This window comes from Cupriavidus necator A5-1 (assembly GCF_000744095.1).
In the GTDB taxonomy this organism is placed as follows: Bacteria; Pseudomonadota; Gammaproteobacteria; order Burkholderiales; family Burkholderiaceae; genus Cupriavidus; species Cupriavidus necator_A.
This window is the reverse complement of record NZ_JQLI01000001.1, coordinates 3,836,648-3,860,924: the sequence shown is the minus strand read 5'-3', so window position 1 is coordinate 3,860,924 and position 24,277 is coordinate 3,836,648. Positions and strand designations below refer to the sequence as shown.

General features: G+C 69.1%; 21 protein-coding genes. 14 read left to right on the top strand and 7 right to left on the bottom strand.

Annotated elements, in window-relative coordinates; genetic code table 11:
* The first annotated feature begins 49 nt into the window (after positions 1–49).
* The 9 genes from K307_RS17140 (at position 50) to K307_RS17100 (ending at position 13,292) form a co-directional block, all read left to right on the top strand.
* Positions 50–613: a transporter gene (locus K307_RS17140; protein ID WP_051974939.1), complete on the top strand. Its 564-nt coding sequence runs from the start codon at positions 50–52 to the stop codon at positions 611–613.
* A gap of 60 nt (positions 614–673) precedes the next feature.
* Complete coding sequence (locus K307_RS17135; protein WP_042879876.1) at positions 674–2,113, top strand: PelD GGDEF domain-containing protein; 1,440 nt, start codon at positions 674–676, stop codon at positions 2,111–2,113.
* Positions 2,106–3,092 carry a tetratricopeptide repeat protein gene (locus tag K307_RS17130; RefSeq protein ID WP_042879874.1) on the top strand — a complete coding sequence of 329 codons (987 nt, stop codon included), beginning with the start codon at positions 2,106–2,108 and terminating at the stop codon, positions 3,090–3,092. The genes K307_RS17135 and K307_RS17130 overlap by 8 nt, the downstream gene beginning before the upstream one ends.
* Entirely contained in the window at positions 3,089–4,678 is a 1,590-nt protein-coding gene (pelF, locus tag K307_RS17125) for a GT4 family glycosyltransferase PelF (protein ID WP_042879872.1), read from the top strand. The genes K307_RS17130 and pelF overlap by 4 nt, the downstream gene beginning before the upstream one ends.
* 2 nt (positions 4,679–4,680) lie before the next feature.
* Positions 4,681–6,051: an exopolysaccharide Pel transporter PelG gene (gene pelG, locus K307_RS17120; RefSeq protein ID WP_042879870.1), complete on the top strand. Its 1,371-nt coding sequence runs from the start codon at positions 4,681–4,683 to the stop codon at positions 6,049–6,051.
* A gap of 286 nt (positions 6,052–6,337) precedes the next feature.
* Positions 6,338–7,057 (top strand): response regulator transcription factor, encoded by a 720-nt coding sequence (locus tag K307_RS17115; RefSeq protein WP_042879868.1) that lies wholly within the window; start codon positions 6,338–6,340, stop codon positions 7,055–7,057.
* A gap of 28 nt (positions 7,058–7,085) precedes the next feature.
* Entirely contained in the window at positions 7,086–8,762 is a 1,677-nt protein-coding gene (locus K307_RS17110) for a FecR domain-containing protein (protein WP_230625729.1), read from the top strand.
* On the top strand, positions 8,686–11,151 hold the full coding sequence (locus K307_RS17105) for a CHASE2 domain-containing protein (protein ID WP_051974938.1): 2,466 nt from the start codon (positions 8,686–8,688) through the stop codon (positions 11,149–11,151). Before K307_RS17110 ends, K307_RS17105 begins: the two co-directional genes overlap by 77 nt.
* Positions 11,152–12,266: 1,115 nt before the next feature.
* Complete coding sequence (locus tag K307_RS17100) at positions 12,267–13,292, top strand: IS110 family transposase (protein WP_042879865.1); 1,026 nt, start codon at positions 12,267–12,269, stop codon at positions 13,290–13,292.
* A 59-nt stretch (positions 13,293–13,351) separates the two neighbouring features.
* Here the strand turns inward: K307_RS17100 and K307_RS17095 are convergent, their stop codons facing one another.
* Together K307_RS17095 and K307_RS17090 are read right to left on the bottom strand one after the other, a co-directional pair.
* Positions 13,352–14,725, bottom strand: a complete 1,374-nt coding sequence (locus K307_RS17095; RefSeq protein WP_042879863.1) for a heavy metal sensor histidine kinase — start codon at positions 14,723–14,725, stop codon at positions 13,352–13,354.
* Positions 14,722–15,426: a heavy metal response regulator transcription factor gene (locus K307_RS17090; RefSeq protein ID WP_042879861.1), complete on the bottom strand. Its 705-nt coding sequence runs from the start codon at positions 15,424–15,426 to the stop codon at positions 14,722–14,724. Before K307_RS17090 ends, K307_RS17095 begins: the two co-directional genes overlap by 4 nt.
* Before the next feature lie 175 nt (positions 15,427–15,601).
* Between K307_RS17090 and K307_RS17085 the strand changes: the two genes are divergently transcribed.
* The 4 genes from K307_RS17085 to copD are packed head-to-tail and all read left to right on the top strand — an operon-like array spanning position 15,602 to position 19,836.
* Positions 15,602–17,443: a copper resistance system multicopper oxidase gene (locus K307_RS17085; protein ID WP_042879859.1), complete on the top strand. Its 1,842-nt coding sequence runs from the start codon at positions 15,602–15,604 to the stop codon at positions 17,441–17,443.
* A gap of 26 nt (positions 17,444–17,469) precedes the next feature.
* Positions 17,470–18,483, top strand: a complete 1,014-nt coding sequence (locus tag K307_RS17080) for a copper resistance protein B (protein WP_042879858.1) — start codon at positions 17,470–17,472, stop codon at positions 18,481–18,483.
* A gap of 36 nt (positions 18,484–18,519) precedes the next feature.
* Positions 18,520–18,906, top strand: a complete 387-nt coding sequence (gene copC, locus K307_RS17075; RefSeq protein ID WP_042879856.1) for a copper homeostasis periplasmic binding protein CopC — start codon at positions 18,520–18,522, stop codon at positions 18,904–18,906.
* 6 nt (positions 18,907–18,912) lie between these two features.
* Positions 18,913–19,836, top strand: coding sequence for a copper homeostasis membrane protein CopD (copD, locus tag K307_RS17070; protein ID WP_042879854.1), 924 nt, complete (start codon positions 18,913–18,915; stop codon positions 19,834–19,836).
* 31 nt (positions 19,837–19,867) lie between these two features.
* Here copD and K307_RS17065 read toward each other — a convergent pair whose 3' ends face one another.
* The 4 genes from K307_RS17065 to K307_RS17050 all read right to left on the bottom strand — a co-directional run bounded on the left by K307_RS17065 (position 19,868) and on the right by K307_RS17050 (position 22,748).
* Positions 19,868–20,380, bottom strand: a complete 513-nt coding sequence (locus K307_RS17065) for a c-type cytochrome (RefSeq protein WP_042879852.1) — start codon at positions 20,378–20,380, stop codon at positions 19,868–19,870.
* Between the two features lie 74 nt (positions 20,381–20,454).
* Positions 20,455–20,967 (bottom strand): DUF6644 family protein, encoded by a 513-nt coding sequence (locus K307_RS17060; protein WP_042879850.1) that lies wholly within the window; start codon positions 20,965–20,967, stop codon positions 20,455–20,457.
* Between the two features lie 15 nt (positions 20,968–20,982).
* Positions 20,983–21,351, bottom strand: coding sequence for a DUF6152 family protein (locus K307_RS17055; RefSeq protein WP_042879849.1), 369 nt, complete (start codon positions 21,349–21,351; stop codon positions 20,983–20,985).
* Positions 21,352–21,419: 68 nt separating this feature from the next.
* Complete coding sequence (locus K307_RS17050) at positions 21,420–22,748, bottom strand: tetratricopeptide repeat protein (RefSeq protein ID WP_042879848.1); 1,329 nt, start codon at positions 22,746–22,748, stop codon at positions 21,420–21,422.
* A 232-nt stretch (positions 22,749–22,980) separates the two neighbouring features.
* On the opposite strand from K307_RS17050, the gene K307_RS17045 reads away from it, so the two are divergent.
* Positions 22,981–23,430 (top strand): FKBP-type peptidyl-prolyl cis-trans isomerase, encoded by a 450-nt coding sequence (locus K307_RS17045; RefSeq protein WP_042879846.1) that lies wholly within the window; start codon positions 22,981–22,983, stop codon positions 23,428–23,430.
* A gap of 7 nt (positions 23,431–23,437) precedes the next feature.
* Here the strand turns inward: K307_RS17045 and K307_RS17040 are convergent, their stop codons facing one another.
* The gene (locus K307_RS17040; protein ID WP_419187154.1) at positions 23,438–24,211 is read right to left on the bottom strand and encodes a VacJ family lipoprotein; all 774 of its coding nucleotides are present in this window, start codon (positions 24,209–24,211) and stop codon (positions 23,438–23,440) included.
* Between the last annotated feature and the right edge of the window lie 66 nt (positions 24,212–24,277).

Here is a 24,277-nt window from a genome sequence, read left to right as displayed (position 1 = left end):
GGGGATCGGCTGACAACAGGATATGGATCAAGGGAAAAAGGGGAAAACGATGAGCAACGAGACCAGGGAATCGGCGGGCAAGGCAATGAGGCGGCTGGCCGCATGGTGCGGCGCGCTAGGCGCGGCGCTGTGGCTGGCGGGCTGCGCGGTGACGGACGTGGGCCGCGCGCCGCAGCTCGCGCGTGGCGAAACCATCGCCGTGCTGCCGATCGTCAACTACACCGAGACGCCGCAGGCCGGCCTGCGTGCCGAGGCGATTGCCGAGAGCCTGCTCAAGACCGGCGGCGTGGCCAGCCTCAAGCGCTATCCGGCCAGCCTCAACCCGGAAACGCTGTTCGAGCCTGCCGAGCGCGAGGCCGTGGGCAAGGCGCTGGAATGGGCGCGTGCCGAGAAGGCGCGCTATGCGCTGACCGGGGCGGTGCAGGAATGGCGCTACAAGGTCGGCGTCGACGGCGAGCCGGCGGTGGGCATCTCGCTGCAGCTGCTGGACGTGGCCAGCGGCGAGGTGGTCTGGTCGGCCACCGGCAGCGACAGCGGCTGGAGCCGCGCCTCGCTGTCGGGCACCGCGCAGAAGCTGCTGCGCCGCCTGCTGGCGCCGCTGATGCAAGGCTGAGGTGCCAGCGCGAAGCACGACAATGCCGCGGGCACGCGGCAATCCGGTTGAAGCAAGGGGATAAGCGTGGCCAACACGGCTGACAACACATATCGCGCGCGGCAAGGGCAGGGCATCGGCATGGGCGGGCGCTATGCGCGCCTGCTGGCGCCCGCGGTCAACGGGCGCGCGGCCGTGGTCGAACTGGTGGTGGCGATGCTGCTGGCGATGGGGCTGGCCTGGCTGGTGCTGCCGCAGAACCCGCTGCTGCTGGGCCTGGGCTTTCCATGGGCCTGGCTGCTGCCGGTGATCCTGGCGCTGCGCTATGGCACGCTGATCGGCGTGGGCAGCGTGCTGATGCTGCTGGGCGGGTGGTTCTTCTTCCAGCAGGCCGGCGCGATCAGCGACCCGTTCCCGCGCATGTTCTTCCTGGGCGGGCTGCTGCTGGTGCTGGTGGCCGGGCAGTTCGGCGATATCTGGGGCACGCGCCTGGCGCGCGCCCGCGCGGTCAACCGCTACCTGGACGAGCGCCTGGCGGCGCTGACCAAGAACCACTACCTGCTGCGCATCTCGCACGCGCGGCTGGAGAACGACCTGCTGGCGCGGCCGACCACGCTGCGCGACACGCTGTCGCAGCTGCGCGGCGTGGCGCAGGACGAGGCGGTGCGCACCGGCCAGCCCCTGGCCGGCGCGCAGCCGATGCTGCAGGTGGTGGCGCAGGCGTGCCAGCTCGAAGCCGCCGCGCTCTACGCGTGCGATGGCGACAAGATCGACCCCGCGCCCGCGGCGAGCGTCGGCCCGCTCTTCGCGCTCGACACCGCCGACCCGCTGGTGCGCCACTGCCTGGAGACGCGCCAGCTCGCGCACCTGCGCGCCGAAGGCCTGCAGCATGATGCACAGACCCGCTACGTGGCGGTGGCGCCGGTGCTGGCGGGCTCCGACCACCTGATCGGCGTGCTGGTGGTCGAGCGCATGCCGTTCCTGTCGCTGACCTATGAAAACCTGCAGATGCTGATGGTGCTGCTGGGCTTCTACGCCGATGGCGTCGAGCATGCCGGCGCCACCCGCGCGATCCAGGCAGCGGCGCCGGGCTGCCCGTACGCGTTCGCGCTCGATTACGCGCGGCTGTCGCGGCTGCGGCGCGAGACCGGCATCGACAGCTCGGTGGTGGCGCTGGTGTTCGACCTGGACCCCGAGCGCGATGCGCTGTTCGATCAGGTAGTGCGCAGCCGGCGCGCGCTGGATGTGGCGTGGCCGGTGGTCAACAGCCATCACCGCGCCATGCTGACGCTGATGCCGCTGTCCGATGCGCAGGCGGTTTCCGCGTATCTGGTGCGTATCGAAGACATGCTGCGCGCGCAGTTCGGCACCGATTTCACCAGCGCGGGCATCGGCGTCTATACGCTGGCCGTGCCTGGCAGCGGCTCGGAAGATGCGCTGCTCAAGCTGCTGCACCGCGCCCAAGTGGACGGCGAGATGGCACAGACGAAGCTGCCGGCCGGGGAAGTCCCCCATGTTTAAGCTCGGCGCCGGCGGCCTGGCCGCCCAACTCGCCGCGCTGGCCTTGCTGGCCCGCGCCGGCACCAGTACCGCGCTGCTGCTGGCCTTTGTCGGCATGCAGGCGGTGGCGGCCGCGCTGACCGCGCTGGTGCTGTGGCGCCTGCTGCCGCGGCGCATGCGCGTGCCATTCGCGTGGAGCTACGGCTTTCTCGCGCTGTTCTGCTTTTTCGTGCCGCTGGGCGGCGTGCTGGTGTGGTTTGGCAGCTATCTGTTCTCGAAATTGTTCCCACGACGCACGGACGCCAGCGGCATCGGCACCGTGGGCCTGCCCGAGTTCGTCACGCACCTGATGGCGCGCGTCACGCACGGCGGCGGCGCGCGGCTGCGCGCGCAGCTGGGCAACGCGCGCGCGCCGCTGCCTGAACGCCTGACCGCGCTGGTGGCGATGCAGTCGATGCCGGCGCGCACCGCCAGCCCCGTGCTGCGCGAGCTGCTGGCCGACAGCGCCGACGATATCCGCCTGCTCGCCTACGGCATGCTGGACGGCGCCGAGAAGCAGCTGACCCAGCAGATCCTGGCCGAGCTGCCGCGGCTGGAAAGCGCCGCCAGTGCCGCCGAGCGCGCCGAGATCAACAAGCGCCTGGCCGATCTCTACTGGGAGCTGATCTACCAGAACCTGGTGCAGGGCGACGTGTACCGCTACACGGCCAGCCAGGTCGAGCGCTATGCCGGCGCGGCGCTGGAGCACGACGACAGCAACGCCTCGCTGTGGTACATGCGCGGCCGGTTGGCGCTGGCGCGCAACGCCCCGCGCGAGGCGCGCGAATGGCTGCAGCGCGCCGAATCCCTCGGCTTTGCGCGCGAACGCGTGCTGCCGCTGCTGGCCGAAGCCGCCTACCTGGAACGCGACTACGCCGCGGTGCGCCAGCTGATGGCATCGTTCGACAGTCCCTCGCCGCTCCCGCTGGTGCGGCCCCTGCTGCGTTACTGGCAATCATGAGCGAGATCCTGCTGAGAGGGACGTTGGCCGACGTCATGCTGCTGCTCGAAGGCACCTTCCCTTATGTGAGCGGCGGCGTGTCGAGCTGGGTCAACCAGATGATCCGCGCGTTCCCTGACGTGCGCTTCGGCATCGTCTTTATTGGCAGCCGGCGCCAGGACTATCGCGACATGGCCTACCAGCTGCCGCCCAACGTGGTCCACCTGGAAACCCATTTCCTGTACGACTTCCCGCCGCCGCCGATGATCCACGGCAGTTCCGGCGATCCCGCCGCGTTCGACGCCTCGGACCGGCTGCACGACCTGCTGCGCCAGCCCGGCCACGAAGCCGAGGCCGGCGCCATGATCCGCGCGCTGATGCCGGCGCTGCGGGAGGGCGGGGCGCTGGGCGAAGACGCCTTCCTGTACAGCCGCCGCGCCTGGCAGACCATCACCGACCAGTACCGGCGCTTCTGCACCGACCCGTCGTTCACGGACTATTTCTGGACCGTGCGCATCATGCACAAGCCGCTGTGGCAGCTGATGCGCATTGCCGACGGCCTGATCCCGGCGCGGGTCTACCACACCGTTTCCACCGGCTACGCGGGCTTTCTCGGCGCGCTGCTGCGCCACCGCAACCAGCGCCCGCTGCTGGTGTCGGAGCACGGCATCTACACCAAGGAACGCAAGATCGACCTGTTCCAGAGCCAGTGGATCCGCGACAACCGCAATGTGTTCGAGCGCGACATCTCCCAGATCAGCTACTTCCGCGAGCTGTGGGTGCGCTTTTTCGAGACGCTGGGGCGGGTTTGCTATGACGCCGGCGACGATATCGTCGCGCTGTACGAAGGCAACCGGCGCCGCCAGGTGCTCGACGGCGCGCCCGAGGCGCGCACGCGCAGCATCCCCAACGGCATCGACCTGCCGCGCTTGTCCAAACTGCGCGACCTGCGCAAGCCGGGCGTGCCGCCGGTGCTGTGCCTGATCGGCCGGGTGGTGCCGATCAAGGACGTCAAGACCTTCATCCGCGCGATGTTGACCGTGGTGCGCGAGTACCCGGAGGCCGAAGGCTGGATCGCCGGCCCGGAGGACGAGGATCCGGAATACGCGCGCGAATGCCGCAGCCTGGCGCAGAGCCTGGGACTGGGCGACAAGGTCAGGTTCCTGGGCTTCCAGCGCATCGACGCGCTGCTGCCGCAGGTGGGCGTGCTGGTGCTCAGCTCGATCAGCGAGGCGCTGCCGCTGGTGGTGCTCGAAGGCTTTGCCGCCGGCGTGCCGTGCGTGACCACCGACGTGGGCTCCTGCCGCGAGCTGCTGTTCGGCCTGCCCGGCGAGGATGCCGCGCTGGGCGCCGCCGGTGGCGTGGTCCGCATTGCCGACCCCGCGGCGCTGGCCGGCGAGGCCCTGGCGCTGCTGAAAGACCCGGCGCGCTGGCAGGCGGCGCAGGCGGCGGGCGTTGCCCGCGTGGAGCGCTACTACACCCAGCAACGCATGGTGGGCAGCTACCGCGACCTGTATCAACGGCTGATGGCGCAACCCGACGGCGCCGGGCATGACCGGCACGGCGGCGGCAAGCCCGCGCGCTGCCCGGTCCACGGAGGAGCCTGAGCATGGCGGGCATTGGATTCGAGCTGCGCAAGATGCTGCGCCGGGACAACCTCTACGGCATGCTGGGCGCCTATGCGTACGCGGGCATCATCAGCTCCGGGCCGTGGATCCTGTCGATCGTCGGCATCCTGCTGATCGGCATGCTGAGCCTGCCCTTCGTGGTGCCGGGCACGCTGATCACGCAGTTCCAGGTGTCGGTGACCTACCTGATCGCGGGCAGCCTGATCCTGACCGGGCCGATGCAGCTGTCGTTCACGCGCTTTACCTCGGACCGGCTGTTCGAGAAGCGCGACCACCTGGTGTTGAGCAACTACCACGCGGTGGCGCTGCTGGTGACGGTGCTGTCGGGCGGCATCGGCCTGGCCTGCGCGGTGCTCAGCTTCGGCGAGCAGTCGGTGCTGTACCGGCTGCTGATGGTGGCCGGCTTCGTGGTGCTGAGCAATATCTGGATCGCCGCGATCTTCCTGTCCGGCATGAAGCAGTACAAGGCCATCGTCTGGACCTTCCTGCTCGGCTACGCGATCTCGGTGGGCGCCGCGCTGGCGCTGCGCGGCCGCGGGCTGGAGGGGCTGCTGGGCGGCTTCGTCGCCGGGCAGCTGTGCCTGCTGACCGGCATGGTGACGCTGATCTACCGCAACTACACCAGCCGCCAGTTCATGACGTTCGAGGTGTTCGAGCGTCGCTACGCCTACCCCAGCCTGGTGGCGATCGGCCTGCTGTACAACCTCGGCATCTGGATCGACAAGTTCATGTTCTGGTACGCGCCGTCCACCGGGCAACAGGTGATCGGGCCGCTGCATGCGTCGATCATCTACGACATCCCGGTGTTCCTGGCCTACCTGGCGATCATCCCGGGCATGGCGGTGTTCCTGGTGCGCATCGAGACCGATTTCGTCGAGTACTACGATGCGTTCTACAACGCGGTGCGCGGCGGCAGCTCGCTCGAGCATATCGAGGACATGCGCAACACCATGGTCCAGACCATCCGGCTGGGGCTGTACGAGATCGTCAAGGTGCAGGCCATCGCCGCGCTGCTGCTGTTCGTGGTGGGCGCGTGGGTGCTGCGGCTGCTGGGCATTTCCGAGCTGTACATGCCGCTGCTGTACGTGGACGTGATCGGCGCCAGCCTGCAGGTGGTGCTGCTGGGGGTGCTCAACATCTATTTCTACCTGGACCGGCGCCGCGAGGTGCTGCTGCTGACGGCCAGCTTCGTGGTGCTGAACTGCGCGCTGTCGGCGCTGACGCTGCGGCTGGGGCCGGCCTGGTATGGCTACGGGTTTGCGGTATCGCTGCTGGTCGTGGTGGCGCTGGCGCTGTACCTGCTGGACCGCAAGCTGGACCGTCTGGAGTACGAAACCTACATGCTGCAGTAGCAGCCATGCCGAAGCGCGATCGCAGCATGGACCGCGCAGATCCCGGGGCGATCGCTGGCGGATCGGCGCAGTTGGCGCGCCTACCCCAACGGAAGTCTCGACGGCGGGGGCTGCGATTGGGTAACATTGCGGCAGCCGGCGGGCTTCGGCCTGGCCCGTCGGATCAGATCGACGGCCGCGCCCCCTCGCGGGGATGAAACAAGGAATGGACTTGCCGGCCGAGCCGTCGACATGCCGTGGCAGAGACCGCAGTTGCAGTCGGAAGCTGGCAGAAGGATGTAGAGGTATGCGTATTGCCTCCGTGGAGGATGATCCGGATCAGGCCGAACTGATCCGGGAGATATTGGGCGAGGCCGGCTTCGAGTGCGAGTCCTTCGCCAACGGCGCCGACCTGCTGCGCGCGCTGCGCGAGCGCGCCTACGACCTGCTCATGGTCGACTGGCAGCTGCCCGGCACCAGCGGCTACGAACTGGTCAGCTGGGTGCGGCAGAAGTCCGGCAACATGCCGCCGATCCTGTTCGTCACCAGCCGTACCGACGAGGCCGACATCGTCGCGGGCCTCACCGTCGGCGCCGACGACTACATGCTCAAGCCCATCCGCGCCGGCGAACTGATCGCCCGCGTGCGCTCGCTGCTGCGCCGCGCCTATCCCGAGGCTGCACAGGAAGTCGAGCTGATCCGGCGCGGCAACTACACCGTCGATCCACGCACGCGCACCATCTCCATCGGCGGCCAGCCGGCCCTGCTGTCACCGCGCGAGTACGAGCTGGCGCTGTTCCTGTTCCGCAATACCGGCCGCCTGCTGGCGCGCGAGGTGGTGGAGCAGGCCGTCTGGGGCCGCGCCATGGGCGCGGGCTCGCGCACGCTCGACACGCATATCTCGCGGCTGCGCCTGAAGTTGGCGCTGCGCGCCGACAACGGCGTGCGGCTGACATCCGTGTATTCGCACGGCTACCGGTTTGAAGAAATCTCCGCGGCCGACGCTGAGGCCGGGGCGGATGCGTAAGTGGATGGGTGAGTGGATGGGTAGGCGGATGAAGGTGGCTGTGCTGGCCTGGCTGTTCGGCGCGGGGATTTCGGTCCAGCAGGCCCAGGCCGGCCCGGCGGGCGCGGAAGGTGCCGATTTTCTCTACCTGGTGGAGCCGGGCGATACGCTGATCGCGCTGGCCGAGCGCTATATGGCCTCGGCCGACGGCTGGCGCACGCTGCAGCGCCTGAACGGCGTGGCCGACCCATACCGGCTGGTGCCCGGCTCGCGGCTGCGCATCCCGCTGAGCCAGATTCCGGAACAGGCGGCCTCGGCACGCGTGGTCTATGTGCAGGGCGAGGTCCGGGCCAACGGCCGGCCGGTGCAGGTGGGCATGACGCTGGACGAGGCGGCGCGCATCGAGACGCCCGCGGGTGGCTCGGTCACGCTCGAGCTGCCGGACCGCACCCGCGTCACGCTGCCGCCGGCCACCGCGGTGGTGGTGCGGCGCCTGCGCACGTTCGCGCGCAGCGGGCTGACCGATACCGTGATCCGCATCGAGAAGGGTGCCGCCGATACGCGCGTAGCGCCCGAAGGCGGCGGTGTCGGCCGCTTCGAGCTGCATACGCCGATGATGGTGACCGGCGTGCGCGGCACCCGCTATCGTGTCTCGGCCGACGCCGAAGGCAGCCGCAGCGAGGTGCTGGAAGGCCGTGTCGGCGCCAGCGCGGCGCGCGGCGCCCGCGCGGCGGCGGATCGCGCCATGACGGCGGCAGCATCGGTCGGCGCCGGCTACGGCATTGGCGTGACGGTCAATGGCCGGCTGTCGCATCCGGTGGCGCTGCTGCCGGCGCCGGCCTTGCTGCCGCCGGACGATACCGTGCTCGGCCCCGCCTTCGACGCAAGCTGGCAGCCGGTGGCGGGCGCCACGGCCTACCGCGTGGCGGTGGCGCGCGACGCGGCGCTGAGCGAACTGGTCTGGACCGGCATCTCCACCGCTACCACCGCCCGGGTCGAGGGCCTGCCCGAAGGCACCCTCTACCTCAGCGTCAGCGCCGTGGATGCGCACCAGCTGACCGGCCACGGCGCGCAGGCGCCGGTGTCCGTGCGCCTGAATCCGCCGGCCCCGTTCACGCTGCAGCCCGCCGCCGATGCGGTGCGGTATGCCGAGGCGGTGGCCTTCGAATGGGCCGCGGTGCCGGGCGTGGCGCGCTACGAACTGGCGCTTGCCGCCGATGCCGGCTTCACGCGGCAGGCCGCGCTGCACCCGGCCGCACAACCCGCCGCCGCGCTGCCGCTGGCGTCGGGCCGCTGGTGGTGGCGCGTGCGCAGCGTGGACGGCGCTGGCCGCCCGGGTCCGTGGTCGGCGCCGGTCGCCTTCACCGTTGAGCCGGCGCCGCCGGTGCCGACCCTGCAGGACGACGGCAGCACGCTGCATATCGGCTGGCGCGGGGATAGCAGCACCGGTTACCGCGTGCAGGTGTCGGCGGACGCCGGCTTCGCCAAGCTGCTGGCCGACGAGCACACCGCCGCCAACGCTATCGACCTGCCACGCCCGGAGGCGGGCGTCTACTACGTGCGGATCGCGCGCGCGGCACCGGGCACGGCCCCGGACCCCGCGGCATTCTCCGCGCCGCAGCGCATCGAAATCTTCGCCTACCTGCGCGATGGCCAGGGCGCTGCGATCGGTGGCATGGGCGCGGGCGACCGGGTCGACGGCGGTGACCGCATCCGGCTCCGCTGACGCCGCGGGCACGGGTGCGCCCGCGCCGGGCCGCGCCTTTGGGCGCCGCACGCTGATCGAATGGTGCCTGCTGGCCGCGGCCGTGCTGGCACTGGTGGCGCTGGCCGCGCGCGAGGGCTGGACCGAGCGCGCCGACCTGGCCGCCTACGACATCGCCATCGGCGCACAGCACCATCCCGCCCGCGACGATATCGTCATCGTTGCCATCGACGACGCCAGCATCACGGCCATCGGCCGCTGGCCGTGGCGCCGCGCGGTGCTGGCGCAACTGGTCGAGCGCATTGCCGCCGGCGGCCCGCGCGTGATCGGCGTCGACGTGATCCTGTCCGAGCGCGACAGCCGCTACCCGCAGGACGACGCGGTGCTGGCGCGCAGGCTGGCGCAGGCCGGCAACGTGGTGCTGCCGGTGGTGGCCGAGCATGCCGGCGCCGGCATGCTGGTGCGCTACCCGCTGGCGGGCCTGGGCGCGACGGTGGGCCATATCAACATGGTGGTCGATACCGACGGCGTGGCGCGCCAGGTCTACCTGCGCGAAGGGCCGCACCCGGTGCAGGCCGCTGGCGTGCCGCACCTGGCCGCGGTGATGGCGGAGTTCGGGCGCGCGCCGCGCCCGCTCGACAGCTACCGCCAGGAGCGCGCGCAGACCACCGAAGGCAACGGCTGGGAACGCCGCGGCCGCTTGCGCATCCCTTATGCGGGCCCGCCAGGCACCTTTGCGCGCGTGTCCGCGCGCGACGTGCTGGAAGGCCGCGCCGATCCGGCACGCTTTGCCGGCAAGGCCGTGCTGATCGGCGCCATGGCCACCGGCATGGGCGACGTGCTGCCCACGCCGGTCTCGCGCGACGGCCGCGGCATGAGCGGCGTCGAGATCCTGGCCAACACGCTGCAGGCGCTGACCGATGGCGACGCCATCGTGGCCGTGCCGCGCGGCTGGCAGCTCGCCGGCAGCTTGCTGGCGGTGCTGCTGGCGGCGCTGGCGGCACTGCGGCTGCCCCCGCACGGCGCGCTGGTGGCCACCGGGCTGCTGCTGGCGGGCCTGCTGGGCGGCTCGCTGGTGCTGCTGGCGCTGGCGCGGCTGTGGTTCGCGCCGGCGGCGGCGGTGCTGGGCTGCCTGCTGTTCTACCCGCTGTGGAGCTGGCGCCGGCAGGAAGCGGCGCTGCGCTTCCTGTCCGACGAACTGGCGCGGCTGGAGCGCGAACCCGGCCTGATGCCCGTGCCGCGCCACACCGGCGCCACGCTCGACAGCCGCATGCGCGCGGTCTACGGCATCAGCGCACGGCTGCGCGGCGTGCGCCGCTTCCTCTCCGACGGCCTGGAAAGCCTGCCTGATGCCACCGCGATCTGCGACCTGGACGGTGGCGTGATGCTGGCCAACCGCCGCTGCGTGGCGCTGGCGCCCACGGCGCTGGGCGGCGAGCCTGGACCCGCCGCAGGCGATGCCGGCCCGCCGCGCCCCGCCATCCGCGCCGTGATCGAGGCGCTGTTCCCCGCACCGGCGCCGGCGCTGGCGTACTGGCAGGCGCTGCACGAGCGCCACGCGCGCGCCAGCACGGCCCCCGCACAGGTCCCCGAAGGCGGCATCGAGGTCGCCGGCCGCGGCGACCGCCGTTACCTGCTCCATGGTGCGCCGCTGCACGGTGATTCGGGCGCCGTGGCCGGCCTGATCGTCAGCGTCACCGACATCACGGCGATCCGAGTCGCCGAGCGCCAGCGCGAGCAGATGCTGCGCTTCCTGTCGCACGACATGCGCTCGCCGCAGGCCTCGATTCTGGCGCTGATCGAATTGCACGGGCGGCGCAACCGCGATGATGGCGCTGCCACGGCCGCTGACGCCAGCGTGCTGTCCCGCATCGCCGCCCACGCGCGCCGCACCATGATGCTGGCCGATGATTTCATCAGCGTGGCGCGTGCCGAATCGAAGTCGCTGGCGTTTATGGAGGTGGAGCTGGGCAGCCTGGTGCTCGATGCCACCGATCAGCTATGGGCGCTGGCCAACGCGCGCGATGTGCTGCTGCAGATCGACCTGCCGGATGAGCCCGCGGTGATGCAGGGCGAGCCTGCGCTGCTGGTGCGCGCTATCGCCAACCTGGTCAGCAACGCTATCAAGTTCAGTCCGCGAGGCCGGCCCGTGACGGTATCGCTGGCGTGTGAGCCGCGGCATTTCGTCATCGCCGTGCGGGACCATGGCCCCGGCATCGCGCCGGCCGAGCAGGCGCGGTTGTTCGAGCCTTTTGCGCGGCTGCACGAAGGTCAGCAGGAGGCGCCCAATGGCGCTGGCCTGGGGCTGGTGCTGGTGCGCGCTGTGGCCGAGCGGCATGGGGGCAAGGTTGAGGTGCAGAGCGCGGCTGGCGCGGGGGCCGTGTTCCGGGTCGTGCTGCCCTTGGCCTGAGTGGCTGCGCTTAGCCTCAATAGCGCCCGCAGACACAATTGTTGCCATTCGCTAATGGCGGATTTGCGTAGGATCGAATCGCTGCTGGAGCCGCATCCGGTGGTGTTCACGCCCACGCCAGCTCCCCCAATGGCAGTACCTGGCGTGGGTGGTTTTTTTTGGGGCTCTTCGCTGGATAGCGGGGGCTTTGCCTGCGGGTTGCATCTGGTAGCTGCTCGATGGCTCTCGCCGCTGGTGACATGTTGTCGTTGTTTGAACCGCTTGGTTCCGCCCTCCTGGGCGGGTTACTTTTTGTCCGAGCGACAAAAAGTAACCAAAAAAACGCGTCGCCTGCGGCTGGCCTTTATCAAGGAGGCGGCATGGGGGCGGGCGGCGGTGATTTCCGTTTTGGCGAGGTCGCGATTCCAGCCCGCTACGCCAGGTGAGTCAGTGGCGGTGCCTTGCGAAGACCGACTTTTGAACGATCCCCATGCAGGGTGGTGGCCGCCTTCTAACCACCGTATCGCATCAACGCCTGCGGCTGCGCTTCGCGCGGCGTCCGGGTCCTAATGGTTGGGATGCGCCTGCCTGTGGCAACCTCATGGGTGACAAACGAGTTCAATCACATGGGTAACACTCTGAGGCCCGGATAGCTAAGGTAGAAACCTGTTACCTATGTGCTTGAACTGTTTTGTCACCTGTGTCGGTGAACTGTACCGGCCTACCAGGGCGGGAATCTGATGCGCCTGCGAGCAGCGCAGCCGTAGGCGTTCACGCGATGCCCTTGTTAGAAGGCGGCCACCACCCTGCATGCGTTCAAAAGTGGGCCTTCGCCAGGCACTGTCACTGACTCACCGCGCGTAGCAGGGTCGAACGGCTGACCCCATAGAACGGAAATCACCGCCGCCCGAACCACCAGCGCCGTCTCCTTGATAGCCAGCCGCTCAGGCGACGCGCTTTGGGTTTCTTTTGTTGCTCGGACAAAAGATGGAATGAACGCGCCCCGGCCTCGGCGCGGAGCTCGGCAAGCCATGGTGGGGATGTATCACAGGAAGGGGCGGGTCCCCCATCGCGAAACGGCATCGATGTGCCAGAGTGGAAGTTCACACAGTCCACACAGGATGGAGGGACCCGAAATGAATACTACGATCTACGGTCTGGACATTGCAAAGACTACTTTCCAACTCTATTGGGTCGAATCCAACGGCAAGTGTTTCAATCGTCGCTTCAGCCGGCAGAAACTGATTGAGTTCCTCGCCAAGCGTGAGCCTGGACGGGTGGCGCTCGAAGCGTGCGGCAGCGCTCACTGGTGGGCCCGCCAGCTGCGCAGCCTCGGCCACGAACCGGTGCTGCTGCACCCCAACTACGTGCGTCCGTTTGTCCAGACCAACAAGACCGAGGCCACCGACGCCAAGGCTATCTGGACCGCGGCGCAGCAGCCCGGCATGCCCGTCGTTGCCCCCAAGACCGAGCCGCAGCAGTCCCTGCTCAGCCTGCACGCACTGCGCCAGCTGCGCGTGAAGATGCGCACCATGCTGGTCAACCAGTTGCGCGGCATGTTGTTCGAATTCGGCGTCCACTTCCCCCGCGGACTGCGTACCGGCCTGCAGGAAATCGTGCAACACATGGCCGACATCGAGCAGAGCGTGCCGCCCATGCTGTTCGAGTTCGTGCACGAACAATTGCAAAGCATCGAACGGCTCGATGAGGAGATTGCCCGCCTCGACCAGCGTATCAACGCCTGGGGCCGGCAGAACCGGGCTTGCCAGACCATTCTCGCCATCCCGGGTATCGGCATGCACACCGCCACGGCCATGGTTGCCACAATTGGCGACGTCCACACCTTCAAGTCCGGACGGCAACTGGCGACCTATCTTGGCCTGGTGCCTAAACAAACCGGCACCGGCGGCAAGGTCTGGCTCGGTGGCATCAGCAAACGCGGCGACCCCTACCTGCGCACCTTGCTCATTCACGGCGCTCGGGTCGTGCTGAGCCATCTGCGCAGAAAGAATCAGCCCGGCTGGCCTCTGACGCTCGCGCAGCGACGCCCCATCAACGTCGTGGCCGTCGCCATGGCCAACAAGATGGCACGCACGGTCTGGGCCCTCCTGGCGCATGACCGGGCTTATGACCGCGACTACGTCCCGGTCAGGCCTGCCTGATGGCAGGCCGGGCTCGCAGAGAAGGAAAGCAGGACCGTCCACAGGTTGCGACGGTGACCCTACACCCGAAACATCAACACAAACCGCGTCCTCCCGCCCACCGACTCCACCGCAACACTCCCGCCATGCGCAGCCATAATCGCCTGCGTAATCGCCAACCCCAACCCCGCCCCATCCGAATCCGGCCGCGCCCGCGACTTGTCCGCGCGGAAAAAGCGATCGAACAGCGACGGCAGCAGCTCAGCCCGAATGGTCTCGCCTTCATTCTCGACAACCACCGCCACCGCATCGGCGCGCGGCGCGATCTCCACCACGATGCCTTTGCCCGCGGGCGTATGCCGCAGCGCATTCGAAAGCAGATTGCTGAGCGCGCGCCGCAGCATCAGCCGGTCGCCGGTGATGCGCGCGCTGCCACGCTGCTGCAGTCGCACGCCCTTGTCCTCCGCCAGCGCATCGTAGAACTCGAACAACGCGGCGACTTCCTCCGCGACCTCGATGCGCTCCGCGTTCGGCAACGTGATGCCGTGCTCCATCTTGGCCAGGTAGAGCATGTCCGACACCATGCGCGCCAGCCGTTGCAGCTCCTCTGCGTTCGACGTCAGCACGTCGCGGTACCTGGCCGCATTGCGCGGCTGCGACAGCACCACGTGGGTCTGCGTCATCAGGTTGGTCAGCGGCGTGCGCAGTTCATGCGCCAGGTCCGACGAGAACTCCGAGAGCCGGTTGAAATCGCTCTGCAGGCGTTCGAGCATGGCATTAAGCGTCGCGGCCAGGTCCGCCATTTCCACCGGCACGGCCTCGACCGGCATGCGCTCATCGAGCTTGTGCGCGGTGACCGTGCGCGCGCGCGAGGCCATGGTGCGCAGCGGCGCCAGCCCGCGCCGGGCCGCCCACCAGCCGAGCAGGCCGCTGGCCAGCGCGGCCAGCGCCGTGTAGAAGGCCAGCGATTGCCGGAACGCATGCATGAAATGGGCGTGCAGCGCGGTGTCCATGCCGACCACGATCTGCAGCCGTTCCGGCTGGGCGCCCGGCACCGGTGCCACCGCGCGCATGCCGCGGTAAGTCTGTCCCTGCTGCTCCCAGGCGAAGATATCGCGGTCCGCCGGCAGCTTCGCAGCGGCGGACCGCGCGATGCCGAAGTCGAACGCCTGCGTGGCATACACGCTGTTGCCGTCGGCGGTGCGCACCTCGGCGACGAATCCCGGATGGTGCTCCAGCGTCTGCGCCAGGCGCTGCGGCACGGCGCTCGCCGGGCCTTCGGTCGCGATCTTCTGGATCAGCCGGACGTTGTCGCCCAGCACGGCGTAGTCCTCGTCGGCAAAATGCCGGTCCATCGCCAGCCAGATCAGCACACCCAGCCCCAGCAGCACCGACGCCGACGACAGCGAGAACAGGATGGTCAGCCGCGCCGTCAGCGACAGGCGGGCGTTCATTCGCCATCCCCCGCCGGCTCCGCCTGTTCCGGCTCCTCCAGCACATACCCCATGCCGCGCACGGTCTGGATCAGCTTGGGCTCGAAGTCGTCGTCGATCTTGGCGCGCAGGCGGCGGATGGCGACGTCGATCACATTGCTGTCGCTGTCGAAGTTCATGTCCCACACCTGCGAGGCGATCAGCGAGCGCGGCAGCACTTCGCCGCGGCGGCGTGCCAGCAGTTCGAGCAGGGCGAACTCCTTGCTGGTCAGCGTGATGCGCCGGCCCCCGCGCGTGGCGCGGCGGCGGGCCAGGTCCAGCACCAGGTCGGCGACCTGGATGCGGTCCAGCGCCACCTGCGCCGTGCCGCGGCGCAGCAGCGTGCGCACGCGCGCCAGCAGCTCGGAGAACGCGAACGGCTTGACCAGGTAGTCGTCCGCGCCCAGCTCCAGGCCCTTGACGCGGTCGGCCACACTGTCGCGCGCGGTCAGGAACAGCACCGGCACGGCGTTCTGCGCCGCGCGCAACGCCTGCACGATGCGCCACCCGTCGACGTCCGGCAGCATCACGTCGAGGATCACCAGGTCATACGGCTCGGTCATCGCCAGATGCTGGCCGTCCAGTCCGTTTGCCACCAGGTCGACGACAAAGCCCGCCTCGGTCAGGCCCTGGCGCAGGTATTCGCCGGTCTTGGACTCGTCTTCCACCACAAGCAGTTTCATCAGCGCCCTTCCTTCCGATCGATCCGGCCCGCCGCGCTGGCAGGGTCCGGCAACTCTACGCCAGCGGCGCGAGCGTCAACATGACGCCAAGATTACCGGATTGTCATGTCCAGGTCAGGCGCGGGTAGGGTGGCCCCGGCTACGCTTGGTCTGCCTCAGACAACGGATCCGATTCATGCAACGCCACCCAGCCACCGGCATTCTCCTGCCCGATCTTCCCCGCCGCCGCTTCGTTCAGGGGCTGGTTGCCGGCGGCGTGGTGGCCGGCCTGTCCGGCCTTGGCGGCGGTGCCTGGGCGCAACCGGCGGGGCGGCCGGCGCAGGCCGCCGCGGGGACGGCGCCGGTGCTGCGCGGCACGGAATTCGACCTGGTGGTGGGCGAGTCGCTGGTCAACTTCACCGGCAAGCCGAGGGTCGCCACCACCATCAACGGCATGCTGCCCGGCCCCACGCTGCGCTGGCGTGAAGGCGACACCGTCACCATCCGCGTCACCAACCGCCTGCGCGAGGCCACTTCGATCCACTGGCACGGCATCATCCTGCCGTTCGAGATGGACGGCGTGCCGGGCATCAGCTTTGCCGGCATCCCTCCCGGCGAAACCTTCACCTATCGCTTCAAGGTCGCGCAGCGCGGCAGCTACTGGTACCACTCGCACTCGGGCTTCCAGGAGATGACCGGCGTGTACGGCGGCATCGTCATCGATCCGCCCGCGGGTCAGGCAGGCATGCAGGCCGACCGCGACCACACCGTGCTGCTGTCCGACTGGACCGATGAAGACCCGATGCGGGTGCTGACCAAGCTCAAGGTGCAGGGCGATTACTACAACTACAACCAGCCGACCGTGGTCGATTTCTTTCGCGATGCTTCGCGCGATGGGCTGAAGCAGGCGCTGGACAAGCGCCGCATGTGGAACCAGATGCGGATGAGCCCGACCGACCTGGCGGACCTGTCCGGCGCCACGTTGACCTACCTGACCAACGGCGTCCCGCCGGCCGGCAACTGGACCGGGCTGTTCCGCCGCGGCGAGAAAGTGCGGCTGCGCTTTATCAACGGCTCGGGCAACACCTTCTACGACGTGCGCATCCCCGGGCTGAAGCTGCGGGTGGTGGAGGTCGACGGGCAGGACATCGAACCGGTCACGGTGGATGAATTCCGCTTCGGCCCCGGCGAGACCTGCGACGTCATCGTCGAGCCGCGCGACGACGCCTACACCATCTTCTCGCAGGCGATGGACCGCACCGGCTATGCGCGCGGCACGCTGGCCGTGACGCAAGGGCTGAGCGCGCCGGTGCCCGCGTTGGACAAGGCGGATTGGCTGACCATGACCGACATGATGGGCGAGATGGGTGGCATGGAGGGCATGGATCACGGCGGTATGGCGATGCCCGGCATGAGCCACGGCGCCATGCAGGGCATGGATCATGGTGCGATGGCGATGGACCACAGCCAGCATGCCATGGCGAGCATGGCCGGCAATCCGCTCAAAGTCCCCAGCAAGACCGCCCGCCATGCCCGCACCGAATACGGTGCCAGCACCGACATGCGCGTCGACATGGCCCGCACCAACCTGGATGACCCCGGCATCGGCCTGCGTAACAACGGCAGGCGGGTGCTGACGCTGGCCGACCAGCACACCATCGGCGGCGCGATGGACCCGCGCGGCCCCGGGCGCGAGGTCGAGCTGCACCTGACCGGCAATATGGAACGCTACACGTGGTCGTTTGACGGCGTGGAGTTCGGCAATTCGACGCCGGTGTATTTCAAGTACGGCGAGCGGCTGCGCGTGATCCTGCACAACGACACCATGATGACGCACCCCATGCATCTGCACGGCATGTGGAGCGAACTGGAAGCGCCCGACGGCAGCTTCCTGGCGCGGCGCCACACCATCCCCGTGCAGCCGGCGCAGCGCATCAGCTTCCTGGTCACCGCCGATGCGCTGGGTCGCTGGGCCTGGCATTGCCACCTGATGCTGCATATGGATGCGGGCATGTTCCGCGAAGTGGTGGTGGCCTGATGTCTGCACTTCAATCCGCAATCCCCATGTTGCAAGCCACCAGGATCCTTGCCGCGGTGCTGGCAATGGCCGCCACGGGTGCCGCCTCGGCGCAGGACCCGCACGCCGGCCACGCCCACCACCACGCCGCGCCCGCCGCCAACGCTGTGGTCCCGATGCCGGAAATGGATCACAGCCAGATGCAAGGGATGGAGGCAGCCAGCGCACCGATGACGGACATGCGAGGCATGGACACCATGGAGCAGGGCAGCGGCGCGTCCGCCCCGGCCATGGACCACGGCGATATGAAGATGCAGGGCGGCAGCGCGCCGCCCGATGCCCGCGATCCGCATGCCTATTCCGGCGGCTACCAGCTGGGCGTCGGCAAGTACGCACTGGGCGAAAAGCGCCAGCTGGTGATGGCCGACGAGCACCTGTTCGCCTCGGTGCTGGTCGACCGGCTGGAATGGGCCCACGCCAGCGGCAGCAACGCCGCCGCCTACGAGGCGCAGGCGTGGTTCGGCACCTCGTACAACAAGCTGGTGCTCAAGGCCGAGGGCGAGGCATCGAAGGGCAAGCTGCACGAGGCCCGCACCGAACTGCTGTGGGGACACGCCATCGCCAGCTACTGGGATACCCAGCTGGGTATCCGCAACGACGCCGGCAGCCGGCGCCCGGCGCGCAACTGGCTGGCGTTCGGCGTGCAGGGGCTGGCGCCGTACTGGTTCGAGGTCGATGCCACCGCCTATGTCGGCACCAGCGGCCGCACGGCGATGCGGTTTTCCGCGGAGTACGAACTGCTGCTGACGCAGCGCCTGATCCTGCAGCCGCGCATCGAGGCCAACCTCTATGGCAAGAACGACCCGGAGGTCGGCATCGGCAGCGGCTTGTCCAGCGGCACCGTGGGCCTGCGCCTGCGCTATGAGTTCAGCCGCCAGTTCGCGCCTTATATCGGCGTCGAGCGCTACCAGGCCTTCGGCAACACGGCCGACATGATCCGGGCATCCGGCGGCCGCGCGGGCGAAACCCGCTTCGTCGCCGGTGTCCGGCTCTGGTTCTGACCCGAACCCCTCATCATCCATTCCCGGAGAAAAACAATGCATGCCAAGCGCCCCCTGATCCGATCGATGCTCGCTGCGACCCTCGCGCTGGCCAGCAGTGTTGCCTTCGCACATCCGAAGCTGGTGTCTTCCGCACCGGCGGACAAAGCCGAGGTGGCCGCCCCGCAGAAGATCGAACTGCTGTTCTCGGAGAACCTCCTCACGCAGTTCTCCGGCGCCAACCTGGTGATGACCGGCATGCCGGGCATGGCCGACCATGCGCCAATGAAGGTCGCCGCGAAGGTCTCCGGCAGCGACGACCCGAAGGCGATGGTGATCACGCCCGCGCGTGCGCTGTCGCCCGGCAGCTATCGCGTGGACTGGCGCGCCGTGTCGCCGGATACCCATCCCATCACCGGGAATATCGCTTTCACCGTCAAGTGAACGCCGATGGACTGGGTGGCTGTCGGGCTGCGCTTCGCGCTGTATGTCGACCTGGCCTTGCTGTTCGGGCTGCCGCTGTTCTGCCTGTACGCGCTGCACGGCCATGAACGCGCTTCGTGGATCGCGGCCCGATGCCAGGTCATGGCACGGACAGGTGCGATAGCCGGCATCCTGCTTTCGCTGGGCAGCATCGCGGTGATGGCCAAGGCGATGAGCGGGGCTGACGAGTATGCGGTCTTGCAAAGCCATGTCTTCGGGACGATCGTCACCGGGACCGATTTCGGCGTGGCCTGGTCGGTGCGCCTGGTTGCCCTGGTGCTCTGCCTGCTTGCCGCCCTGTCGGGGCGCGCGCGGCCCGGTACGCGGCTGGCGGCGCTGGCAGCGTTTGCCGGGATCGCGCTTGCCACGCTGGCGTGGGGCGGGCACGGCGCGATGAATGACGGGGTCGGGCGCTACCTGCACCTTGGTGCCGACGCGGCGCACCTGCTGGCCGCGGGGGCCTGGGCCGGCGCGCTGGCGGCCTTTGTGCTGCTGTCGCTGGCACAGCCGGCATCGGGCCCGCAGGCCATGAAATTGCTGAGTCGCACGTCGAACGGGTTTGCCCGCATCGGCACCATCATTGTCGCGACGCTGGTGCTGACTGGCGCCGTCAACTACTGGTTCATCGTGGGCCCGGTCCTGCCAGACCTGGCGCCGATGTCCTACGGCGGACTGCTGGCCGGCAAGCTGGCGCTGTTCGTGGCGATGCTGGGCCTGGCCGCGGCCAACCGCTACCGGCTGAGTCCCCGCTTGGCACAGGCGCTGCAGGCCGGGGATCAGGGCGTGGCGATTCGCGCGCTGCGGCGCAGCCTGATGCTGGAGTCAGGCGCCGCCACGCTGGTCCTGGCGCTGGTGGCCGTGCTGGGCATGCTGTCGCCGGCGCCCGTTTAGCGCGCCAGGCAAGTTGCGCGGCGTGAGGACGCTAGTGCCCCGCCCTGGACTGCTCCGTCATGTCGCGCTGCGCTGCCGCCATCTTCGCCGGCCAGGTGCTCTTGATATAGGCGAGCACGGCAATGATCTCGTCGTCAGATAGGATCGCACCGAACGCCGGCATATCGCTTATATAGCCCTGTGGCGCCGTGATGCCGGGCACCAGGCCGTTCTTCGTGATCCCAAACAGCACGGCATCCGGGTGGTGCCAGGTGTGGCCGGACGCGTCATGCGGCGGAGCCGGCATGCGGCCGCTGGGCAGGCGTTCGCGCCAGTTCGGCTGGCCTTCCAGTTTGGCGCCGTGGCACGCGGCGCATTGCTGTGCGTAGATCAGTTTGCCGCGGCTCACGCGCGCGATGTCCGATGCGTCGATGCGCAAGCCGCCGGCGCCTGGCGCCGACGAATCGAGATAGGATTTTGTCTTCAGCGCAATGGCCGTGGCCGCGACCGCGCCCAGCGCGAGCAGGCCGCCCACGAGCCAGCGTGTTCTTGTCGAATTTTCCATGAGCGTTGTCTGGCAGTGCCAGGGTCCTGCGGCGCAGGCAAGGGACGGCAAGGCACGCCAGTGTGCCTCGCGTCTCAGACATAGGCAATCAGGCGTCCCGCACAGATCACCAGCGACCACACCACCAACGACACGATCGCGCTGATGCGCGCGCCCGCCGGCGGCGCGGTGCCCACGTCCCATCCCCGTTGCGCGTCGCGCAGGCTGCGATAAGGCCCGGTGTGGAACCACACCACGTTCGCCAGTGCCAGCGCGATCAGGCACAGCTTGACGAGAAAGGCGCGATTGCCGGCCAGCTCATCCGCATGGGCCAGGAACAGCAGCGCACCGCTGCCCACCACCGCGACAAAGGCCGCGACGGAAAACGGCAGCGCGTGGCGCAGCAGCAAGGTCACCGGCAACTGCCGGCCGAGCCCCGCCAGGCGCATGTCCACCACCACGATGGAACCGAACAGCAGCGCCATGCCCGCCAGGTGGACGATCTCCACCGCGGGGTAGGCCCAGGCCGAGCCACGCAGTGCGGCCGAGAACGGCAGGCGCGCCAGCTCGGCGCCCCACTCAGTCCATTGCGCCAGCAATGCCTGCATGCCGCGCGTGGCGGGTCAGCGCAGCTCGACGGTCTTGCCGTCCACGGTGATGCGCTCGGCCCGCAATTCGTCCGCCTTTTCCTTGCTGGCGTAGCCGACCAGCGTGACCTCGCGGCCCACGGCGATCTTGTCGGCGGTGGCGCCGCGCGCCTCCATCCGCGAGACCGGGGCCAGGATGGCCAGCCAGCGCTTGCCGCCGGCCTCGATGCGGATATGCGCGTGGGGGTTCTCGTAGTGGCTTTCGACGATCTTGCCGGTCAGCGTCAGCGGCTTGGTTTCGTCGTAGGTGGACCAGCCGTGGTGCGCCACGGCGGGCAGGGCGGCCAGCGCCAGCGCTGCGGTAACCAGGGCGGGGCGCAGCAGGTTGCGGACTAGCTTGGGCATGGGGCAGGGCTCCGTTCAGGGCTTGTGCAGTATAAGCGGCGATGCGTTGGCCGGGGCACCGGGTCGCGCTACACGCGGCACGCATCGGCGCGCTGCACCAGCCGGTACAGGCTGGGGCTCATCGGCTTGAGCGCGGCGCGTTCGGCGGTGAGCGCATTGGCCAGGTTCGAGCGGCCGGCTCGCAAGGCGGCCTCGATCAGGGTCAGGCTGATGACGTCGCGCTGCGCATGGCTGCCGCCGAAGCGGTGCGCGACCAGGCGCACCGGCGCCAGCAGCTCGATGGCGGTCTCGTAGTCGCCCTGCTCGAACGCGATCAGGGCGTCGGCCACCGGCAGGCCCACGTCATGCGCCATCATCGCATTGGTGCCGTCGCCGAGTTCCGCGCGCTGCAATGCGGCACGCACCGCGGCAGCGGCCTCGCGCCGGCCCGCGCCAAGGCTGGCCATCACGGCATGGACGTCGTTGAAGGCGTAGTAGCCGGCCGCGCCGCGGCCCAGCCAGTCGTCCGCCACGGGCTGCCAGCGCTTGCCAGTGTCGACACCGCGCAGGCGCAGGCGCCACAGCAGCGCGGTGGCGTCCACCAGGTCCAGCGCGATGGCGGGCGCCGGGCGGCTGATATAGCGGTCGTAGAGCGCCAGCACGTCTTCGATCCGGCCGTCCTCCAGCTGGAACAGCGCCAGGTGCCACCAGTTGTGCACCGCCAGCATGTTGTCGTCGGCCCAGTCGTCGCGGCGCGCGTCCAGCCAGGCGATGCCGTCCGCCAGCCGGCCCTGCATCTCCATCACGTGCGCGACGGCATGCACGGCCCACGGGTCGCGCGGATTCAGTTCCAGTGCGCGGCGCCCGCGTTCCTCGGCACGCTCGTAGAGCTGGGTTTCTTCCAGCCCGAAGGCGTGCATGCCGAGCAGGAAGCCATAGCCGGGCATGCCGGCATCCCAGTGCGGCAGCGCCTGGGCGACGCGGTCGCGCAGCATCGTCGACTGCCCGAGCAGGAAGTCGCCGAGGTGGGCGACCTGGAGCGCCAGCAGGTCGCGTGGATAGTCGATCACGATTTCGCCGTACAGCTGGTTGGAGCGGCTGAAATTGCCGTCGAGCCAGGCGCGCGCGGCGCCAATATGGCGGCGCTCGCGCTCGTTGGCAAGGTGGTGCAGGGCTTCGCCGGCTTCCACGCTCTGGCGCAGCATGGGTTCTGCCGTGCCGTCGCCCGAGGTCACCATCAGCGCCGCGCGCAGCGCGTGGCCCATGACGAAGTCCGGGTTCTCCGCCAGGGCCGCATCGATGATGGCGAGCGGGTCGCCATAATAGCCGTTCAGCAAGCGCAGGGCCGTCTCGAACCGCTCGACCGACCGGGGGCTCTGTGTCGAGACCGCGAGGTCCCTGGAATCCGTCTGTGCCATGGCACCCTCCGTGTGCCCGACAGGTGCCGGGCTGTCAACAACCATCGTAGACCGCAAAACGGTATGTGCAACGGGCGGGGGCGTCTAAACCGGCCCAATGGGACTGGCGCACGCATGTTGTGCGCTATGTGCCGCCGCAGCCAAGGGGCGGTCGCTGCTCTTCCCGCCGGGGCCGGCTTCCGGCCTCGGTTAAACTGCCACATCCCCATCACGACATCACAACGGGCTCCTCATGAAAAAACTCGCGCTTTTCCTCGGCTCCCTGACCTTCGCCTGCGCCGCTTCCGCGGCTGCCCCGGCAGCATCGGCGCCCGCGACCCCGGCCCCCGCGACCCCGGCCGCGGCACCGCAGACGCTGGCGTCGGGCATGACCATCCAGCACCTGGTCAAGGGCAACGGCGCCTCGCCCAAGGCCACCGACACGGTGCAGGTCCATTACCGCGGCACGCTGGCCGACGGCACGGAGTTTGACAGCTCGTACAAGCGCGGCCAGCCGATCTCGTTCCCGCTCAACCGGGTGATCCCGTGCTGGACCGAAGGCGTGCAGGCGATGCAGGTGGGCGGAAAGGCCAAGCTGACCTGCCCGGCATCCACCGCCTACGGCGCGCGCGGCGTGCCGGGCACGATCCCGCCGAATGCCACGCTGACGTTCGAGGTGGTGCTGCTGGGGATCGGCAGCTAAGGCTGCGTCAGTTCGGCGCCGCTGGCTGCGCCGGCGCCGGCGTGCCCGCTGGTGCGGCCGGTGCGGCTGGTGCGGCTGGCGTGGCTGGCGCGGCGGCCGGGGCAGCAGCTTCGCCGCTGTCCTCGTCGTCGCCGTAGTCCGGCAGCGCCGTGCTCTCTCCCAGCAGGTTGCGGCGCCGCTGCAGGTAGCCGTCGCGCACGAAGGCGTACCTGTCCAGCGCTGCCAGCTTGAGCAGGTCGGTCGCGCCCAGCAGGTTGGTGCGCACATCCACCACGTTCATCGCGAACAGGGAATTGCGCACTGCCGGCTCGGCATACGTGATCGGATCGAACTGGAAATTCACGTACAGGCCCACGCCGTCACGGAACGAGCTGGGACCGAACAGCGGCAGCACCAAGTAGGGTCCCGATGGCACGCCCCACGTGCCCAGCGTCAGGCCGAAGTCCTGCGAATGCTTCTGCAGCCCGGCCGGTGTGGCGATATCGATCAGCCCGCCAATGCCAAGCACCGAATTCATCGCCACCCGCATAAAAGTCTCCGCCGCGTCCACGCCCTTGCCCTGCAGCAGGTTGTTGGCAAAGTTGCCCACGTCCGCGAGGTTCGAGAAGAAGTTTGTGACGGCGGTGCGCGCCGGCTCCGGCGTGACCGCCTTGTAGCCCTTGGCGACGGGGGTAGCCACATACTCGTCGAGCTTGTCGTTGACGGTGTACACCGCGCGGTTCATCGGCTCAAGCGGATCGTCCGGATTGGCATTCGGGCCGGTCGCGCAGCCGGCAAGCATGGCGGTGGCGACGGCGACGGCGGCGAGGGCGAGGCGCGCGGCATGCGCGCGCGGAAGGCGTGTAGC